This window comes from Quadrisphaera sp. KR29, from assembly GCF_052644995.1.
This window is the reverse complement of the sequence record NZ_JBQXXG010000009.1, coordinates 14,095-30,173: the sequence shown is the minus strand read 5'-3', so window position 1 is coordinate 30,173 and position 16,079 is coordinate 14,095. Positions and strand designations below refer to the sequence as shown.

Below are 16,079 nucleotides of genomic sequence, written 5' to 3'. Positions count from 1 at the left end.
CGCGGACGCCCGTCCGGCGCGGCGCCGCCGCGGGCGGGCGGTCCTGGGCGATGATGCGCGCGCCTAGGGGCCGGCGGGCCGCACGGCCGGCGGTGGTGCCGGCGCCCCGAGCAGCGCCGGCAGCTCCCGCATCGAGGCGAAGGTGGTGGCGGCGCCGAGCGCGAGGAGGTCCGCCGGGGTGCTGCTGGCCGGACCGCCCGGGCAGTACCCGAGCACCCGGGCGCCGGCGGCGACGCCGGCGCGCACGCCCGCCGGGGAGTCCTCGACCACGGCCGCACGACGCGGGTCGACGCCCAGGGCGTCGGCCGCCTGCAGGTAGACGTCGGGCGCGGGCTTGCTGCGCGCCAGCTCCATCCCGCTGAAGACGCGGTCGCCGAAGAAGGGCGCCAGGCCGGTGGTGTCGAGCTGCAGCTGGACCTTGGCGCGGTCGGCGCCGGAGGCGCACGCGAGCCGCTCGCCGTAGCGGGCGACCACGGCCCGCAGCGCCTCGGTGACGCCGTCGACGGGCGCCACCCGCCGCGCCAGCTCGGCGCTGCGCCGCCGGCGGAACTCCGCCAGCCACGCCTGCGTGATGCGCACGCCGGTGCGCTCCTCGATGAGGTCGGTCTGGTCGGCCACGGCGACCCCCACGAAGCGGCGCAGGCACTCGCGCGGGGTCATCACCCAGCCGAGGTCGCCCAGCATGAGCCGGAGGACCTCGTTGGTGATGGGCTCGGAGTCGACCAGGACGCCGTCGCAGTCGAAGAGCACGGCGTCGAAGGGGGCGCGGCTCACGGGCGGGCCCGCCTCCAGGCGACGGCGCAGGCGGCGAAGACCACCGCGAAGAAGCCCGCCAGCACGTAGCCGGCGTGCTTTGTGTCCAGCCGGGTCAGCAGCCCGACCAGACCGCCGGTGACGCCCAGCTGCTCGCTGAGCAGCGACGCCGCCGCCAGCGCCCCCACGAGCAGCCCGGAGGCTATGCCGACGCCGGTGATGACGAGGTTGTAGGTGATCCTGCGGGCCGGGTCCTGGTCCGCGGCGCTGTACATCCGCAGCATCAACAGGCCGTTGGCCGTGTCGCCGAGGGTCATCGCCGCGGTGAACAGCAGCGGCAGGCACAGCAGCGACACCAGCGACGCGCCGGCGAGCGCGGCGCCGGCGGTCAGGACGAGCACCCCGATCTGGCTGGAGGTGTCGAAGCCGAGGGAGAACAGCAGGCCCACCACGTACACGTGCCAGGGGTGGCGGACGCGCCGCAGCGGGGTGGTGAGCACCACGGCGGCGGGCCCGCGCGGGGTGAGGGCGTGCGGTGGCACCTCCAGGTGCGGGTCGGCCCGCAGCGCGCGGCGCAGCTCCCACGCGCGCAGGAAGGTGGCGAGGTTGGCGACGGCGACGAGCACGAGGTAGAGCCCGGAGACCGAGACGCCGATGACGCCGAGCACCCGCGCCGCGCCGGAGGACTCGTCGAGCGCTGTGCGGATGAAGCCCGCGCCGGCGATGACGAGCACCCCGGTGAGCACGACCACGGTGGAGTGGCCCAGGGAGAACGCCAGCCCCACCGAGGCGGGGCTGCGGCCCTCCGCGACGAACTTGCGGGTGCTGTTGTCGATCATCGCGATGTGGTCGAAGTCGAAGGAGTGCACCAGCCCGCGCAGGTACGCCACGGCCGCCAGCCCGACCGTGACGGCGCCCGCGGTCCCCGCCACGACGCCCAGGACCAGCAGGCCGAGCCCCGCCAGGTGCAGGCCGGCGACGACGGCGAGGGCGGCGCCCACGCGGTGGCGGAAGGGCAGGGCCGCGCGGCCGCGGCTGGTGAGCAGCGGGTGCCGCCGGGCGGCGGTGGCGGTGCCCATGGCGGGGATGCTAGGGCCAGCGCGCCCCCGAGCCGCCGCTGCGCCCGTGGTGACGGGCGTCCGGTCAGGGGCAGCTCGTCACGGGCCTGTGGTCGAGGGCTCGCGACGGGCCGGGGGCGCACGGGCCGGTCAGGCGCTGCGGCGCCGGCGCACCACCGCGACCGCGGCGGCGACCAGGGCCGCGAGCGCCGCCGCCGCGAGCGCCACCACCCACGGCGGCGCGCCGGAGGCGCCGTCGGGAGCGGTGGCCGAGGCCGGTGCGGTGGCCGGGGACGGCGGGCCAGCGGGCGCGCTGGACGGAGCCGCCGGGCTCGGCGGGCTGGGCGCGGCCGCCCCTGCTGCGGAGCCGTCTCCCGCGGCGGGAGCCGACGCGGTCCACGCGAGCTCCCCGGAGACCGGGTGGCCGTCGGAGGAGGTGACGCGCCACTGGACGCGGTACTCCCCCGCCGGCAGGTCGCCTCCCAGCGCCTGCACGACCGTGTCGTCGGTGTACTGCGGCTCGCCGGTGGACACGACGGCGCCGGTGGGGCCGGTGACCACCACCCGGGAGCCGAGGGCCAGGGCCGGGGCGCTGAAGGTCAGCACGAGGGACGGCGGCGCCGCGTCGAGCACGGCGCCGTCGGCCGGTGAGGACGCCACGAGCCGGTCGTGGGCCTGGGCGGGCAGCGCCGGCAGCACCACGAGCAGCAGCCCCGCGATCGCCGCGAGCAGCCGGCGGGCGCCGTGCGCGCGGCTCACCGGGCCACCGCCGCGGGACGGCGGCGCAGCAGCGCCACTGCGAGGGCCGCGGCGCCCAGCACGGCTCCGGTCGCCCCGAGCCAGGTCCCCGTGCTGCCGCCCGTGCTGCCCGTGCCGCCCGACGCAGCGCCGAGAGGCGCGGCCGCGGGGTCGGCGTCCCCGCCGTCGTCGTGGTGCCCGGCAGCGGCCGTGGTGGTCAGCACGGGGGCGGGGTGCTCGGGCTCCTCGCCGCTGGCGGGGACGGGCTGGTCCCACGCGACCACGGTGCCGTCGGAGTAGGTCTGGGTGGCCGGCAGCAGCAGCGTGGTGCCGGCGTCCGGCAGGGCGCCCACCGAGACGGGGAACTGCTGGAACTCCCCCGGGCCGATGCCGTCGCCCCGGGCGGTCCAGGTGATGGTGCGCGGGGCGGTGGTCAAGGTGGTGCCCCCGACGTCCACGGGGGACGGCAGCGGCGCCTGCGTGACCCGCGCCGTCCAGCCGGGCACGGGCTGGACGGCGGCGTAGGTGAACGGGTGGTCGGTGGGCAGCGCCAGCTCGACGCGCGTGGTGCTGGCGCTGTCGGACTCGTTGGGGACCCGCACGTCGAGCAGGGCGTAGCTGCCGGCGGCGGTGGTGTCGGGGGTGACGTGCACGTGCGCGGACGCGGCGGCGACCGGGACGAGCAGCAGCCCGGCGGCGAGCCCACCGGTGGCGAGGGCGCGGACCGGCCGGTGGCCGTGCAGGTCGGCGGGCGTGCGGGCAGGGGTGGGCTGGGTCGGGGACACGGGTGCTCCTGGGTGTGCGGCCGCGCAGCGGCTGGTCGGGTGGCGCGAGGCCGGCCGCACCCCGGGGGCGGGGTCAGCCGGCGGCGCGCACCGGCGGCCCGCGCCGCCGCACGCCGCGCAGCACGCACACCGACCCCGGGAGGACGGCGGTGGGGGCCGGGCGCGGGGCCCGCCGGACGACGACGGGCCGCGGGGCCAGGGCGACCACGACGGCGGCCAGCGGCGCCAGCCAGGCGCACAGCGCCCACAGGGCGTCCTCGCCGCGGCTGTAGACCAGCGCCAGCGCCACCGCGACGACGAGGTGGGCCAGGAGCATGGACGCCTCGGCGGTGGACGGGCCGCCGAGCCACAGCCGCGAGGTGCCAGCCACCGCGCTCGCCGGCGCCAGGTGCCCGGCGTGCTCCACCAGCCCCGGGGGCAGCGGGGGTGCTGCGGCGTGCGCGCCACCGTGGGCGGCGCCGTGGGCGTCGGGGGTGGGGGCCAGCCGTTCGAGCACCGCGTGCAGCACGACCTGGCCGCCCGCCAGCACGACCGCGGCGGCCGGGACGGGCAGGTGCCACCGGGTGGCCGCCGCGCAGCACGCCAGCACGGCCAGGCCGGTCGCGGCGGTGGCGGCAGCACCGGGCAGCTGCCCTCCGGCGGCGGCGTGCCCGAGCAGCGACAGCCCCACGACGAGCAGCGCCAGCACCGCCGACCGGACCGCGCGCAGGGCGCCGCGGTCCGGGGTGCTCACCGCCTGCACGCTACCGGCCGGCGGCATCCGGCCAGGGCACCCGGCGTCGGCGCGGCTGCGGGCTCAGGCGCCGCTGCCGGCGACGACCTGCGTGGTGATCCTGTCGATGAGGCTCTCGAGGGACTCCTCGAACTCCTGCAGCGAGCGGTCCTCGGTGAGCAGGTCGCTGAGCCGGTCCACGGTCGGGGCGTCGCGCAGGCCGTGGTCGGGCACCTCCTCCTCGACGAGGTCGAGCGGCCCCACGGCACCGCCGCGGTGGGAGACCTCCAGCAGCAGGTTGCCCAGCAGGAAGCTCGTGAAGGCGCGGTAGACCGCGACCGCCTGCTCGTCGTCGAAGCCCTCGGCCAGCAGCCCCGACAGGAACGCCTCCACCCACCGCACCGAGCGCAGCGGGGGCCTCAGCCACGGCGCCTCAGGCGGGGTGGAGGCGATGAGCGGGAACGCCCGGGGGTGGGCGACGGCCATGCGGCGGACGCCGTGCGCCATGCGCTGCAGGAAGTCCTGCCAGCCGTGCTCGGGCGTCGTGAGCACGTCGGCGTCCCGGTCCAGCTCCGTGACCAGGGTGTCGACGACGCCGTCCAGCAGGTCCTCGCGGCCCGGCACGTAGCGGTACAGCGACATCGCCTCCACGCCGAGGCGCGCGCCGAGGCGTCGCATCGTCAGCGCGCCCACGCCGTCCTCGTCGATGAACTCGAGCGCGGCGACCAGGATGCGCTCGCGGCTCAGGGGCACCCGCGCCGAGGGCGGCTCCTCGCCGCGGACGGCCAGGAGGTCGACGTCGGGCTCCTGGTCCGGGCCCTCGGGCCCGCCGCCGGGGCCACCGCTGGTCGTCACCGACGCAGGTTGTCACCGTCCGGGGGACACCGCAGGTCGCCGTGGGCCGGGCGTGGGGTGGCGGCCGGGGGCTTACGGTGTAAACCTGCGCGTGGGGTGAGCGCCGGCGCCCGTCCGGCCCGCAGGTGCGCTGAGGAGGACCATGGACGAGACCGCCGCCACGAGCACCTCCGGGCAGCGCCGCGGGGTGCGCGCCGTCGGCGCGACCACCACCACCGACGCCGTCATCGCCACCCTCGCCGGGATCGCCGCCCGCGAGGTGCCGGGCGTGCACGCCCTCGGCACCGCCGCCGAGCGCGCCGCGGGCTCCGTGCTCGACCACCTCCCGGGCACCGCGCGCCCGGGCTGCCCGGGAGTGGCCGTCCAGGTGGGCGAGCGCCAGGCCGCCGTGGAGGTCGCGGTGGTGACCGAGCTCGGCGCCCGCGCTCCGGAGGTCGCGGCCCGGGTGCGCGCCGCCGTGGCTCGTGCGCTGGCAGACCTGGTGGGCCTGGAGGTGACCGCCGTCGACGTCACCGTCGTCGACGTCGCCGACGCAGCCCCTGAGCGCGGCCGGGTGGCGCCCCGCAGATGAGTCGTGCACGATCTGATCGCGGCGCGGGCAGGGGTCCGCGCCGCCACCACGTCCAGGACCGCTCCCGGTCCTGGTCCACCGAACGCGCGGGCCAGGCCCGCAGGAGGGGGAAGACCATGGGCTCGACAGTGCAGAAGGTCGGTGCTGAGCTCCTCGGCACGTTCTGGCTGGTCCTCGCGGGGTGCGGCGCCGCCGTCCTGGCCACCGCGGCGGCTCCGGGTGAGACCGGGGCGCAGGTCGCCATCGGATGGCTGGGCGTCGCCCTGGCCTTCGGCCTGGCGGTGACCACGGGCGCGTACGCCCTGGGCCACCTCTCCGGCGGCCACTTCAACCCCGCGATCTCCCTCGGGCTGGCCGTGGCCGGCCGCCTGCCCTGGCGCGAGCTGCCGGTCTACGTCGCCTCCCAGCTGGTCGGCGCCGTCGCCGGCGCCGCGGTGCTCTACGCGGTCGCCAGCGGCCGCGCGGGCTTCGACCCCACCGGCGGCTTCGCCGCCAACGGCTACGCCGACCGCTCCCCCGAGGGCTACGGCCTGCTCGCGGCGCTCGTCATCGAGGTCGTCCTGACGGCGGTGTTCGTGCTCGTGGTGCTGGGCACCACCGGCCCGAAGGGGGCCCCCGGGCTCGCGCCGCTGGCCATCGGCCTGACCCTGGTGGTGGTCCACCTCATCTCGATCCCGGTCACCAACACCTCGGTCAACCCGGCCCGCTCCCTGGCCCCGGCGCTGTTCGCCGGCCCGGAGGCGCTCGGCCAGGTGTGGCTGTTCATCGTCGCGCCGCTGGCGGGCGGTGTCGTCGCGGCGCTGGTGCACCGGGTGCTGCTGGCCACCAGCGAGGAGCGCGGCGACGTCCGCGTCGAGCAGACCGCTGCCCGCGAGCGCGTGGCCGGGCGGGCCTGAGGTCCCCCACCCCCGCCTGACGACGACGGAGGGCCGGCCGCTGCCAGCGGCCGGCCCTCCGTCGTCGTGCTCTCAGCGGTGGGTGCCGGAGCGGCGCAGGTCGTCCTCGGGGGCGCCCGGGTCCTTGAGGAGCAGGAACAGCCCGCTGTAGGGGCTCAGCCACACGCTGAAGCTCTGCAGGTCGTCCACCCAGCCGATCTCACCCTCGTCGCGCGCGTCGAGGACGGCCATCCGCGGCTGGAAGTGCTCCGACCTGACGGTGCCCTCGATCGTCTCGCCGGTGAAGTTCAGCACCGTCACCTGAAGCTGCGCCGAGCGCGTGGGGTCCCCGCCGTCGAGGCGGTGGACCATGACGAGCATCCCCGGGTGGGCGACCGCGGGCACGTCGACCTGGGTGGCCGTGGCGATGCCGTGCTTGGCGCGCAGCGCCAGCAGTCCCTTCAGTCGGGAGGCGAACGAGCGCTCGTCGCGCAGCTGCTCGGGCAGGGAGCCGTAGAGCACCCGGGCGCGCGGCATGCCGCTGGCCGACTGGGTGGCGTGCGGGTCCACGTCGAGCAGGTCGTGCGCGCCGCGCTCCACCCACCGGGTGTCGCCGGTAGCGGTGAGCGCCGCCACCTGCTCGATCGGCACCGGCAGCGCGCCCACGAGGTCCCACCCGGACAGCGCGAACACGCCGGGCTGCCAGGCGTTGAACATCGCCAGCAGCAGGTGCGCCCGCCGGATCATCTCGACGTCGTCGTCGCCGATCTCCTCCAGCGCGCGGTGCCCGCGGGACGCGGCGATCACCGAGGCGGTGGTGCACGCGATGCCGTTGGTGGTGAACACGTGGTTGTAGTCCGCCGCCTCACCGGTGATGCCGGCCAGCAGGTCCGCGCGCACCGCCTCGGCCAGCTCCGCGCCCGTCGTCTCCCGGCCGCGGAAGGTGTACGTGTCGTGGGTGTGGGCGGTGGCCCAGTGCACCAGCTCGTAGGTGAGCTCGTCGTGGTTCTGCATGCCGTGTACCAGGGAGGCCGGGTCGACCCCGACCTCCAGGGACGTGCGCAGCGTCAGGCGCAGGAACTCGGTGTCACCGGTGACCAGGGCGTGCTGGTAGGCGGGCCGGTTGACGAAGTCGTAGGAGAGGTCAGCGCCCACGCGGCCGGTGTCGCGGATGTCCTCGATGCCGAGGTTCAGCTCCTGGAAGGTGAACCCGCCGACCTTGCGCACCGTGCTGGCGATGACGTGGTTGGCGGCCTCGGACAGCGGGTGGCCCTCGGACCACGCCGGGGCGCCCTCGGAGGACTTCTCGACGCCCAGGAAGCCGTTGGCGTCCAGGCGCAGCGCGCTGGTGCCGAGCTCGGCCAGGGAGTGCAGGGCGTCGCCGATGACCAGGCGCATGCCCGCGAAGGTGGGGTCGAGCCAGTTGATGGAGGGCTGGCCCTGCTTGAAGTAGTGCAGGTACACCCAGCGGCGCACCTGCCCGTCCACCCCGGTGACCTCGGAGGTCGCGCTCCAGTTGGTCTCCTTGACGCCCGGGGCGTAGAAGATCACGCGCTGCAGGGCGCCGATGATGTACCCGGCCTCCGCCAGGCGGGCCTCGGTGATGGCGTCGAGGTTCACCGCGTCGCGCCCCTCGGGCACGTCGGGCAGCAGGTGCCAGTCCTCCCGGGGGATCTCCACCATGTGGTAGACGCCCGGGTAGTCGCCGTGGCCCATCTCGGCCAGGCGGAAGTCGGCGCCCTTGCCCGTGTGCCCCGGGACGATGTCGTCGATGACGGAGCCGCCGTGCGCGTCGGCCACCTCGCAGACGGCCCGGAACTCGTCCTCGGTGCCGAACAGCGGGTCGATCTGGGTGCTGATCCTGTCGAAGTGCCCGTCGACGCTGGGGGTCTCCTCCCAGCCGGTGATGCCGCCGGCCTTCTTCACCGGGCCGGTGTGGATGCCGTCGATGCCGATCTCCTCGAAGGCGGTCCACAGGCGCTCGTCGGCCACGGACGCCAGGAAGGACTCGCCCTCGCGCGTGATGAGGGAGATCGGGTACGCGGTGAACCACACCGACGACGTGGAGACCGCGCGGCGGGCGTTCGGGCGGGCGTAGGGGTTGCGCCACATCGCCGGGCTGCCGGACAGCTGGCGGGACAGGCCCTCGGCGTCGGCCAGCATCGACTGCTGCACCAGCCAGGCCACGTAGGCGGGGTTGGTGCCGTCAGCGGTGCGCCGGTGCGGTGCGCGCCGGCGGCGGGTCTCCAGCTGGGCCTGCGGGCGCAGGCGGCGCGGGCGCGCCGGGTAGCGCGCCTCGTCGTAGGTGATCTCGCCCGGCTCCCCGGAGTCCTCACCGCCGGGAGCGGACGGGGCCGCGATCGGGCGCGGTGCGACGACGACCTCCTCGCGCAGCACCCCGGCCAGACCCGCGCCGGCGACGACGATGCGGGCCCGCTCCCACGGGCGCTGCTCGGCCAGGAACGGCAGCTCCTCGGCCTGCCACTCGTGCCAGAAGCGCGTCGCGGCGTCGCGCTCGCCGTTGACGCCGAGCGCGACGTCCCTGTCGATGCCGAGGCGCTGGGCCTCGGCCGGGTCGGACTGCACCCACAGGGCCACGTCGACGTGGTCGGCCAGCTCCCGGCGTCCGGCGCCGACACCCTCCAGGAACAGCCACCGCGTGCCCTCCGGCACCTCGATGGCCCCCTCGCCGCCGTGCTGCTCCCACGCCGGCGGGCGGAAGCTGACCGCCTGCCCGTCGCGGGCCGGCCGCAGGACGCCCTCCACGAGGAGGTCGGTCCAGTCGAAGAAGGCCTGCTGCCACGCGACGTCGTCGGTGCGCACCAGCACCCCGCCCTCCACCGCGGCCAGCAGCCGGTCGGCCAGGGCCGACTTGCCGCTCCCACCGCGCCCGTCGACGGCCACGACGCGGGGGCGGCCCGCCGGCACGTCGGCGGAGTGCTCCAGCAGCGCCACCAGGCCCGTGAGCGGCACCTGCCGCCACGGGCCGGCCAGCGGCTCCCCGTCGGGCAGGACCACGTCGGTGGGCACCACCTGGGTGGCGTCGGAGCTGGCCCCAGGGAGGGCCTGGTCGTCGTCGGAGGGCGCCGTCAGCACGGCTGGCCACGCTACTGGGGCCCGGGCGCCCCGGCGCGAGGAGACCCGGCCTGCGCCCGGTGGGCGGGCCGGGTCCCGGTGGGCAGGCTGAGTCCCGGTGGGCAGGCTGAGTTCCGGGTCCGGTGCCCGGACCGGGACCAGGACTGCCCACCGGGACTCGGGCTCCCCACCTGCCCGTGCCAGCGCGGCACCGGGCCGGCGCAGGCGAGGCCGACCTCGGTCAGCACCGGTGGGGCCGGTCAGCGCCGGTGAGCTGGGCCCGTCAGCTGGGCCGGTCCTGCCCCTGCAGCGCCCGGACCACCTCGGTGACGAAGGCCCCCCGGCGCTGCTCGTCCCCGCCGAGCACCGCGGTGACGCTGCGAGCCAGGTGCGGCAGCTGGTGCGGCGCCACCGGCTCGCCGCGGCGCTCGCTGAGGCCGGCGTGGATGCGGCTGGGCCACTCCCCGCCCAGCGCCTGCGCCAGCACCTCGGGCACCCGCGAGTGCAGGTGGCCGCCGGGGTGGCGCCACGGCTCGCTCGCCGCGGCGAGCAGCCGGAGCTTCGCGTGCAGGTCGAGGGCCGCGACCTCCGGCGCGCAGCCGACCGCGGCCAGCAGCTCGAGGACCACGGGCTCGGCCGCACCGGTGACGGCCACCGTCCCCGGCGCGGCCCCAGCGGTCCCCGGGGAGTCTCCTCGGGCGGCCGCGGAGCGACCGGTCGTGCGCGGTGCGGTCAGCGCCACGGCCCGGCCCCCCGGGCCGGCATCAGCCCCGGCACCGGTCGGCGCCCCTGCTCGGTCTCGTCCACTGCGTGCACGTCACCCTCCTCTGCTCGAAGGACGCCGGTGACCACCGGCACCTCCGACGCTAGGCAGGGCCCCGCGCGCCCGCCCGCCCAGCCGGGCGCGCACGGCTGAGTCCCTCGTCACACGCGCCCCGGTGGTGCTGCGCCCCCCGCGGTCGGCGGGCGCAGCGCCAGGAAGCGCGTGGGGCGCCTCAGGCGGAAGCCGAGCTGTTCGTACAGGCGGATCGCCCCAGTGTTCGAGGCCGACGCGTGCAGGAAGGGCACCTCGCCGCGCTCCCGGACCCCGTGCGCCACCGCGTGCACGAGCCGCGTGCCCAGGCCCTGGCCGCGGTGGTCGGCGTCGGTGCACACGGCGCTGATCTCCACGGCCCCCGGCGGGTGCAGCCGCTCCCCCGCCATCGCCACCAGCCGGCCCCCGCGGCGGATGCCGAGGTAGGTGCCCATCGCCATCGTCCGCTCGAAGAACGGGCCCGGCCGCGTGCGCTCCACCAGCGCGAGCGCCTCGGCGACGTCGGTCGGGTCGTCGAGGTCCAGCACGACGGCCTCGGCGTCGGGCGCCGCGCCCAGGGCGTCGGTGGCGACCATCTGCACCCCCGGCAGGTCCACCAGCACGCCCCAGCCCGGCGGAGGCTCCGGCACGTCGCCGGTGAGCAGCAGGAACGCCCGGTCGCCGGTCGCACCGGCCGCGAGGGCGGCGGCGTCGTCCCAGTCCGCCGGGGTCGGGTCCTCGGGAAGGGAGGAGAACCGCGTGACGTCGTCGGGGTAGGTCACCACGCGGCCGCGGCGCACTGCGAGCGCCGCGTGGGGGCCGTGCAGGGCGTTCCACACCGACCTGTCGAGCTGCGCCAGCTCCTCCGCAGCGAGCTGCGTCACCGCCTCCCCCACTCCGCGGCCAGCAGCTCGTAGGAGCGGAGCCGCGCCGCGTGGTCGTGGGTGGCGGTGGTGATGAGCAGCTCGTCGGCGCCGGTGGCGTCGCGCAGGCGCTGCAGCCCCTCCACGACGGTCGCGGCGGACCCCACGAAGCGCGTCGCGAGGCGGTCGCGGACCAGTGCGTCGTCGTCCTCGGTCCAGCGGCCGGGAGCGGTGAGCTCGGCGGCCTCGGCCGGGCTCGGGTAGGGGATCGCCCCGGCGGCGGTCCGGATGGAGCGCACCCACGGGCCGTAGCCGGCGGCGAGGTGCTCGGCCTCCTCGTCGGTCTCGGCGACGACGACGTCGGCGGACACCGCCAGGTGCGGCTGCGCCGTCCCGCTCGGCCCGGACGACGGGCGGAACGCCGCCCGGTAGGCGCGGGCGGCCTCCAGGACGCCCTGCGGGGCCACGTGGTAGTTCGCGCCGAAGCGCAGCCCGCGCTGGCCCGCCACGGCCGCGGTGGTGCCGCCGGTGCTGCCGAAGAGCCACACCTGCAGGTCGGCGCCGGTGCCGGGGTGCGCCTGCAGCGGCACGCCGGCGGAGGAGGTGAAGGTGCCGGCCAGCAGGGCGAGCACGGTGTCGACCTGGTCGGCGAAGGGCGGGGCGGCCGGGCCGGGGGGCGGCACGAGCTCGGGGATGGCCGCGAACCGCTGCGACGTGAGCAGCGGCGCCAGCGGGAACGGCCCCGGCACGCGCAGACCGTCCACCACGGTCCCCTCCTGCTGTTCCGGGGTGGGCGCCGGAGGCGGTGCGGGCAGCGAGCCGTCGGGCCCGCGGGGCGGGCCGCCGGGCCGCCCGAGGCCGAGGTCGACGCGGCCGGGGTGCACGGCGTCGAGCAGGGCGAAGTCCTCCACGCACGACAGCACGGTGCGGTGCCCGGTCTGCAGGGCGGCCGAGCCGAGCCGGATCCTCCGGGTGCGCCCGGCCACGAGGGCCAGGACGACGGCGGGCGAGACGCCCACCACGCCCGGGTTGAGGTGGTGCTCGGCCACCCAGTAGCGGGCGTAGCCGAACCGCTCGGCGGCCTCGGCGAGGTCGGCGCTGTTCGCCAGCGCCTGCGCGACCGTGCTGCCCGAGGGGACGGGGGTGAGGTCCAGGACGGCCAGCGGCGTGCTCACGCGCGGGTCCCCGCCGTCGTGTCCAGGGACGGGGTCGCGGGAGCGGGCAGCGGCGGCAGGCCGAGGTGCTCGCGCAGGGTGGTGCCGGAGTACTCGGTGCGGTGCACGCCGCGCTCCTGGAGGACCGGCACCACCTGGTCGACGAAGGGGTCCAGGCCGCCGGGAGTGAGGTGCGGGACGAGGATGAAGCCGTCGGCGGCCCCGGCCTCCACGAGGTGCTGGACCTGGTCCGCCACCGTGGTGGGCGAGCCCACGAACGTCTGGCGCGCCGTCTGCTCGATCATCAGCTCGCGGATCGACAGGCCCTCCGCCGCGGCGCGCTCGCGCCACGCCCTGGCGGTGGCCAGCGGGTCGCGGTGCATCCGCACGCTGGCGCGGCCCTTGCTGATGAGCTCCTCGCCGACCACCGGGTCGACGTCGGGCAGGGGCCCGTCGGGGTCGTAGCCGGACAGGTCGCGGTTCCACACCTGCTCGAGGAGGACGATGGCCGTGGCGCCGCTGACCTGCGCGCGGCGCACCTCGCGGGCCAGCTCCTCGGCCTCGGCGTCGGTGTCCGCCAGGGCGAAGGTGGCGGCGGGCAGCACGAGCAGCTCCTCGCGCTGGCGCCCGAACCGCGCGAGCCTGGCCTTGACGTCGGCGTAGAACGGCCTGCCCGCCTCCAGGGTCGCGTGGCGGCTGAAGATGGCGTCGGCGTGCTCGGCGGCGAACTCGCGGCCCTCTTCGGAGTCGCCGGCCTGGAAGACGACCGGCCGGCCCTGCGGGCTGCGGGGGACGGTGGTGTGCCCGGCGATGTCGAAGTGCGCGTCGTGGCGGGAGAACGCGCCAGGGCCGGGGGCGCGCAGGAACCGGCCGGTGGCCTGGTCCGCGACCACCTCGTCGCCGCGCCAGGAGTCGAAGAGCTCGACGGCGGTCTCCAGGAAGGAGCGGGCACGGGAGTAGCGCTGGTCGGCGGCGAGGAAGCCGCCGCGGCGGAAGTTCTCGCCCGTGAACGCGTCCCAGCTGGTGACGACGTTCCACGCCGCGCGGCCCTCGGACAGGTGGTCGAGGGTGGCGAACTGCCGGGCCACCTCGTACGGCTCGTTGAACGTCGAGTTGATCGTCCCGGTGAGCCCGAGGTGCGTCGTGACCCCGGCGAGCGCCGCGAGGATCGTGAAGGTGTCGGGCCGGCCGACGACGTCGAGGTCGTAGATCTTCCCGGCGTGCTCGCGCAGCCGCAGCCCCTCGGCGAGGAACATGAAGTCGAACCTGCCGCGCTCGGCGGTCTGCGCGAAGTGGACGAACGAGTCGGGGTCGATGTGGCTGCCCGCGGCGGGGTCGGACCACACGGTGGTGTTGTTGACGCCGGGGAAGTGCGCCGCGAGGTGCACCTGGCGCTTGCGGGTCATGGCGTGGGCTCCCTGTCGGCAGCGGCGTAGCGGTTGGCGGGGCGCGGCAGCCCGAGGCGCTCGCGCAGGGTGGTCTCGGCGTACGCGGTGCGGAAGGCCCCGCGGCGCTGCAGCTCGGGCACGAGCGCGCGGGTGACGGCCAGCAGGTCGTCGGGCAGGGCGGCGGGGCGCAGCCGCAGCCCGTCCAGGCCCGCCTCCTGCCACGCCAGGGCCAGGTCGGCGAGCTCGGCCGGCGTCCCGGCGAAGACCAGCGCGTCGCTGGTGGCCGCCAGCGGCGCACCGGCAGCCGCGTCGAGGCGGGCCAGCCGCTCCGCGGCGGCCCCCGGACGCTCGTCGAGGACGACGACGACGTCACCGAGCAGGCGCAGCGGCGCCTCGCCCAGGCCGTCCGGCCAGGCGGGCTGGTCCTCCCGCTCGCGGCGGACGGCCGCGACGAGGCGGCGCACCTCGGCGTCGTCGTGGGGGGTGAGGAACCCCAGGTCCGCGCAGCGCGCCACGAGCCGGTCGCCGGGCGGCCCGCCGGCCAGCGCCGCGACGACCGGCTGGCCCTGCGGCGGACGCTGCGTGATCGAGGGGCCGCGCACGGAGAAGTGCGGGCCGGCGAAGTCGACGGTGTGGAGCTTGGCGGTGTCGACGAACCGGCCGGTGGCGACGTCGCGGACCTCGGCGTCGTCCTCCCAGGAGTCCCACAGGCGCCGCAGCACCTCGGTCCAGTCGCGGGCCTCGTCGGCGACGTCCTCGACCAGCGCCGGGGGTGGCACCTGCCCGGCGGTGAGCGCCTGCAGCTCGGGGCGGCGGCCGAAGTGCGCGGCCTCGTCGGGGCGCAGCGACACCTGCACGCGCACCCCGGCGCGGCCCCGGGTGGTGTGGTCGAGGGTGGCGATCGCCTTGGACAGGTGGAACGGCTCGGTGTGCGTGGCCGTCGCGCTCGGCACGAGGCCGATGCGGTCGGTGACCAGCGCGAGCCTGGCCGCGAGGAGCACGGCGTCGAGGCGGCCGCGGACCCTGTCGGTGCGGTCGTCGGGGCGGCGCGGGTCGTCGGACTGCAGGCGCAGCGCGTCCTCGAGCGTCACGAGGTCGACCAGACCGGCCTCGGCCTCGCGGACGAGGTCGGTCCAGTACCGGGCGGTGAACAGCTCGGTGGGCCGGGCGGTGGGCTCGCGCCAGGCGGCGGGGTGCCACCCCGCGCCGTCCAGCGCCACGGCCAGGTGCAGGGGCACGGGTGAGGAGCTCATGGTCGGATCCGGTCCAGCGGCCACGTCCGGGTCAGCAGGGGTGGGGGCGCATCTGTTCCAGCGCGCTCCGCTCCTGGTCCTGCACCGGCCGCGGGCAGCCGTCAGGCGGCCGCGCAGTGGTCCGACGGGCGTGCCCCGGGCACGAGGTGCGCCGGCGCGGGGTGCGCTGGCGCTCGCTCGCCGAGGCGCTGGCGCAGGCCCGCACCGCTGTACGCGCGGCGGAACGCGCCGCGCCGCTGCAGCTCGGGCACCAGGGCGCGGGTGGCGGCGAGGACGTCCACGGCCGGGTCAGCCGGGTGCAGCCGCAGGCCCGCCAGCCCGGCGGCGCGCCACCCCTGGGCCAGGTCGGCCAGCTGGGCCGGGGTGCCGCAGAAGACGCGGGTGCCCTCGGGCGCGGTGCCGGGCAGCTCACCGGCGGAGCGCTCCCAGCGCGCCCGGGCGCGCTCCGCGCTCTCGTCGACCACCACGACCAGGTCTCCGAGCAGGAGCGGGGGTGCCCCGGCGGCGCGGGCCGCCGCGACCAGCTGCTGGGCGTCGACGGTGGTGCGGGGCGCGACGAAGGCGAGGTCGGCGGCACCCGCGGGCAGGGCACGGGGCCCGCGCCCCGGACGTCCGGGCAGCGCCACGACAGCACCGGGACCGCTCGAGGAGTGGCGGCGCACCGCCTGGACCCAGCCGTGCTCGTCAGCGGGCACCGGCACCCGCAGGTGGACGCCCGCGCGGCCTCCGGAGGCGGCGTCGAGGGCCTCCACCGCGCGGGCGATGGCCGACGGCTCGCTGCGCCCGGCGTGGACGGTGGGCAGCAGGCCGATGGAGCGCGTGCCCGCAGCGAGCCGGGTCGCCAGGGCCACGTCCCCGAGCTCGTCCGCGCCGGCCCCGGCGCCCTCGAGCGTCACGAGGTCGAGCAGGCCGGCCTCGGCCTCGCGCACGAGGTGCGACCAGCTGGTCGACGGGCCCGGTCGAGGGCCGCCGAGGGCGAGGGCGAGGTGCAGCGTGGACATCGGGGGACCTCTTCCGCCCCGGGAGGGGCATCGCGCTTACCGGACGGGTGGGTCCGGTCGGGTCGTCACCTGGGGCACCCCGCCGCGGAGCGAGGGTTGCCGGTCAGCCAGCCAGGGCTTGTCGCTGACGCTCATGACCTGTGGAGCGGGTGGTTCGGGTGGTTCAGGCGGTGCTGTGGATCGGGACCAGCGTGGCTGCTGGACG

15 protein-coding genes and 1 riboswitch are annotated in these 16,079 nt (G+C 77.1%); of the genes, 2 read left to right on the top strand and 13 right to left on the bottom strand.

Annotation, left to right across the window (positions count from 1 at the left end; translation table 11 throughout):
* Positions 1-63: 63 nt before the first annotated feature.
* The 6 genes from ACUN9U_RS09955 to ACUN9U_RS09930 form a co-directional block, all read right to left on the bottom strand.
* Positions 64-774 carry an HAD family hydrolase gene (locus ACUN9U_RS09955; RefSeq protein WP_445484801.1) on the bottom strand — a complete coding sequence of 237 codons (711 nt, stop codon included), beginning with the start codon at positions 772-774 and terminating at the stop codon, positions 64-66.
* A complete protein-coding gene (locus tag ACUN9U_RS09950) occupies positions 771-1,832 on the bottom strand; it encodes a HoxN/HupN/NixA family nickel/cobalt transporter (RefSeq protein ID WP_445484800.1) in 1,062 nt (353 codons plus the stop codon). The genes ACUN9U_RS09955 and ACUN9U_RS09950 overlap by 4 nt, the downstream gene beginning before the upstream one ends.
* Positions 1,833-1,961: 129 nt before the next feature.
* Positions 1,962-2,570, bottom strand: a complete 609-nt coding sequence (locus ACUN9U_RS09945) for a copper resistance CopC family protein (RefSeq protein ID WP_445484799.1) — start codon at positions 2,568-2,570, stop codon at positions 1,962-1,964.
* Positions 2,567-3,334 (bottom strand): YcnI family copper-binding membrane protein, encoded by a 768-nt coding sequence (locus tag ACUN9U_RS09940; RefSeq protein WP_445484798.1) that lies wholly within the window; start codon positions 3,332-3,334, stop codon positions 2,567-2,569. Before ACUN9U_RS09940 ends, ACUN9U_RS09945 begins: the two co-directional genes overlap by 4 nt.
* Before the next feature lie 73 nt (positions 3,335-3,407).
* Positions 3,408-4,067 carry a hypothetical protein gene (locus ACUN9U_RS09935; protein ID WP_445484797.1) on the bottom strand — a complete coding sequence of 220 codons (660 nt, stop codon included), beginning with the start codon at positions 4,065-4,067 and terminating at the stop codon, positions 3,408-3,410.
* Between the two features lie 63 nt (positions 4,068-4,130).
* A complete protein-coding gene (locus ACUN9U_RS09930) occupies positions 4,131-4,901 on the bottom strand; it encodes a TetR/AcrR family transcriptional regulator C-terminal domain-containing protein (RefSeq protein ID WP_445484796.1) in 771 nt (256 codons plus the stop codon).
* A gap of 142 nt (positions 4,902-5,043) precedes the next feature.
* Here ACUN9U_RS09930 and ACUN9U_RS09925 point away from each other — a divergent pair, with 142 nt between their 5' ends.
* On the top strand, positions 5,044-5,472 hold the full coding sequence (locus tag ACUN9U_RS09925; protein ID WP_445484795.1) for an Asp23/Gls24 family envelope stress response protein: 429 nt from the start codon (positions 5,044-5,046) through the stop codon (positions 5,470-5,472).
* A gap of 116 nt (positions 5,473-5,588) precedes the next feature.
* Positions 5,589-6,368 (top strand): aquaporin Z, encoded by a 780-nt coding sequence (aqpZ, locus tag ACUN9U_RS09920; RefSeq protein ID WP_445484794.1) that lies wholly within the window; start codon positions 5,589-5,591, stop codon positions 6,366-6,368.
* A gap of 72 nt (positions 6,369-6,440) precedes the next feature.
* On the opposite strand, the gene treS is transcribed toward aqpZ, so the two are convergent.
* From treS to ACUN9U_RS09885, 7 genes are all read right to left on the bottom strand, one after another.
* On the bottom strand, positions 6,441-8,708 hold the full coding sequence (gene treS, locus ACUN9U_RS09915) for a maltose alpha-D-glucosyltransferase (RefSeq protein WP_445484905.1): 2,268 nt from the start codon (positions 8,706-8,708) through the stop codon (positions 6,441-6,443).
* Positions 8,709-9,705: 997 nt separating this feature from the next.
* Positions 9,706-10,077, bottom strand: coding sequence for a hypothetical protein (locus ACUN9U_RS09910; RefSeq protein ID WP_445484793.1), 372 nt, complete (start codon positions 10,075-10,077; stop codon positions 9,706-9,708).
* A 269-nt stretch (positions 10,078-10,346) separates the two neighbouring features.
* The gene (locus ACUN9U_RS09905; RefSeq protein ID WP_445484792.1) at positions 10,347-11,099 is read right to left on the bottom strand and encodes a GNAT family N-acetyltransferase; all 753 of its coding nucleotides are present in this window, start codon (positions 11,097-11,099) and stop codon (positions 10,347-10,349) included.
* Positions 11,096-12,253, bottom strand: a complete 1,158-nt coding sequence (locus ACUN9U_RS09900; protein WP_445484791.1) for an LLM class flavin-dependent oxidoreductase — start codon at positions 12,251-12,253, stop codon at positions 11,096-11,098. The genes ACUN9U_RS09905 and ACUN9U_RS09900 overlap by 4 nt, the downstream gene beginning before the upstream one ends.
* Positions 12,250-13,638, bottom strand: a complete 1,389-nt coding sequence (locus tag ACUN9U_RS09895) for an NtaA/DmoA family FMN-dependent monooxygenase (protein ID WP_445484790.1) — start codon at positions 13,636-13,638, stop codon at positions 12,250-12,252. Before ACUN9U_RS09895 ends, ACUN9U_RS09900 begins: the two co-directional genes overlap by 4 nt.
* Positions 13,635-14,873 carry an LLM class flavin-dependent oxidoreductase gene (locus ACUN9U_RS09890; protein ID WP_445484789.1) on the bottom strand — a complete coding sequence of 413 codons (1,239 nt, stop codon included), beginning with the start codon at positions 14,871-14,873 and terminating at the stop codon, positions 13,635-13,637. Before ACUN9U_RS09890 ends, ACUN9U_RS09895 begins: the two co-directional genes overlap by 4 nt.
* Positions 14,874-14,974: 101 nt before the next feature.
* Positions 14,975-15,874, bottom strand: a complete 900-nt coding sequence (locus tag ACUN9U_RS09885; RefSeq protein WP_445484788.1) for a hypothetical protein — start codon at positions 15,872-15,874, stop codon at positions 14,975-14,977.
* Between the two features lie 27 nt (positions 15,875-15,901).
* Positions 15,902-16,013: riboswitch (SAM riboswitch) on the bottom strand.
* Positions 16,014-16,079: the final 66 nt, after the last annotated feature.

Excerpts from the sequence above, each read along its gene's own strand:
- ACUN9U_RS09890 (WP_445484789.1), bottom strand. The coding sequence starts at position 14,873 with ATGAGCTCCTCACCCGTGCCCCTGCACCTGGCCGTGGCGCTGGACGGC.
- ACUN9U_RS09950 (WP_445484800.1), bottom strand. The coding sequence starts at position 1,832 with ATGGGCACCGCCACCGCCGCCCGGCGGCACCCGCTGCTCACCAGCCGC.
- aqpZ (WP_445484794.1), top strand. The coding sequence starts at position 5,589 with ATGGGCTCGACAGTGCAGAAGGTCGGTGCTGAGCTCCTCGGCACGTTC.
- ACUN9U_RS09895 (WP_445484790.1), bottom strand. The coding sequence starts at position 13,638 with ATGACCCGCAAGCGCCAGGTGCACCTCGCGGCGCACTTCCCCGGCGTC.
- ACUN9U_RS09925 (WP_445484795.1), top strand. The coding sequence starts at position 5,044 with ATGGACGAGACCGCCGCCACGAGCACCTCCGGGCAGCGCCGCGGGGTG.
- ACUN9U_RS09885 (WP_445484788.1), bottom strand. The coding sequence starts at position 15,874 with ATGTCCACGCTGCACCTCGCCCTCGCCCTCGGCGGCCCTCGACCGGGC.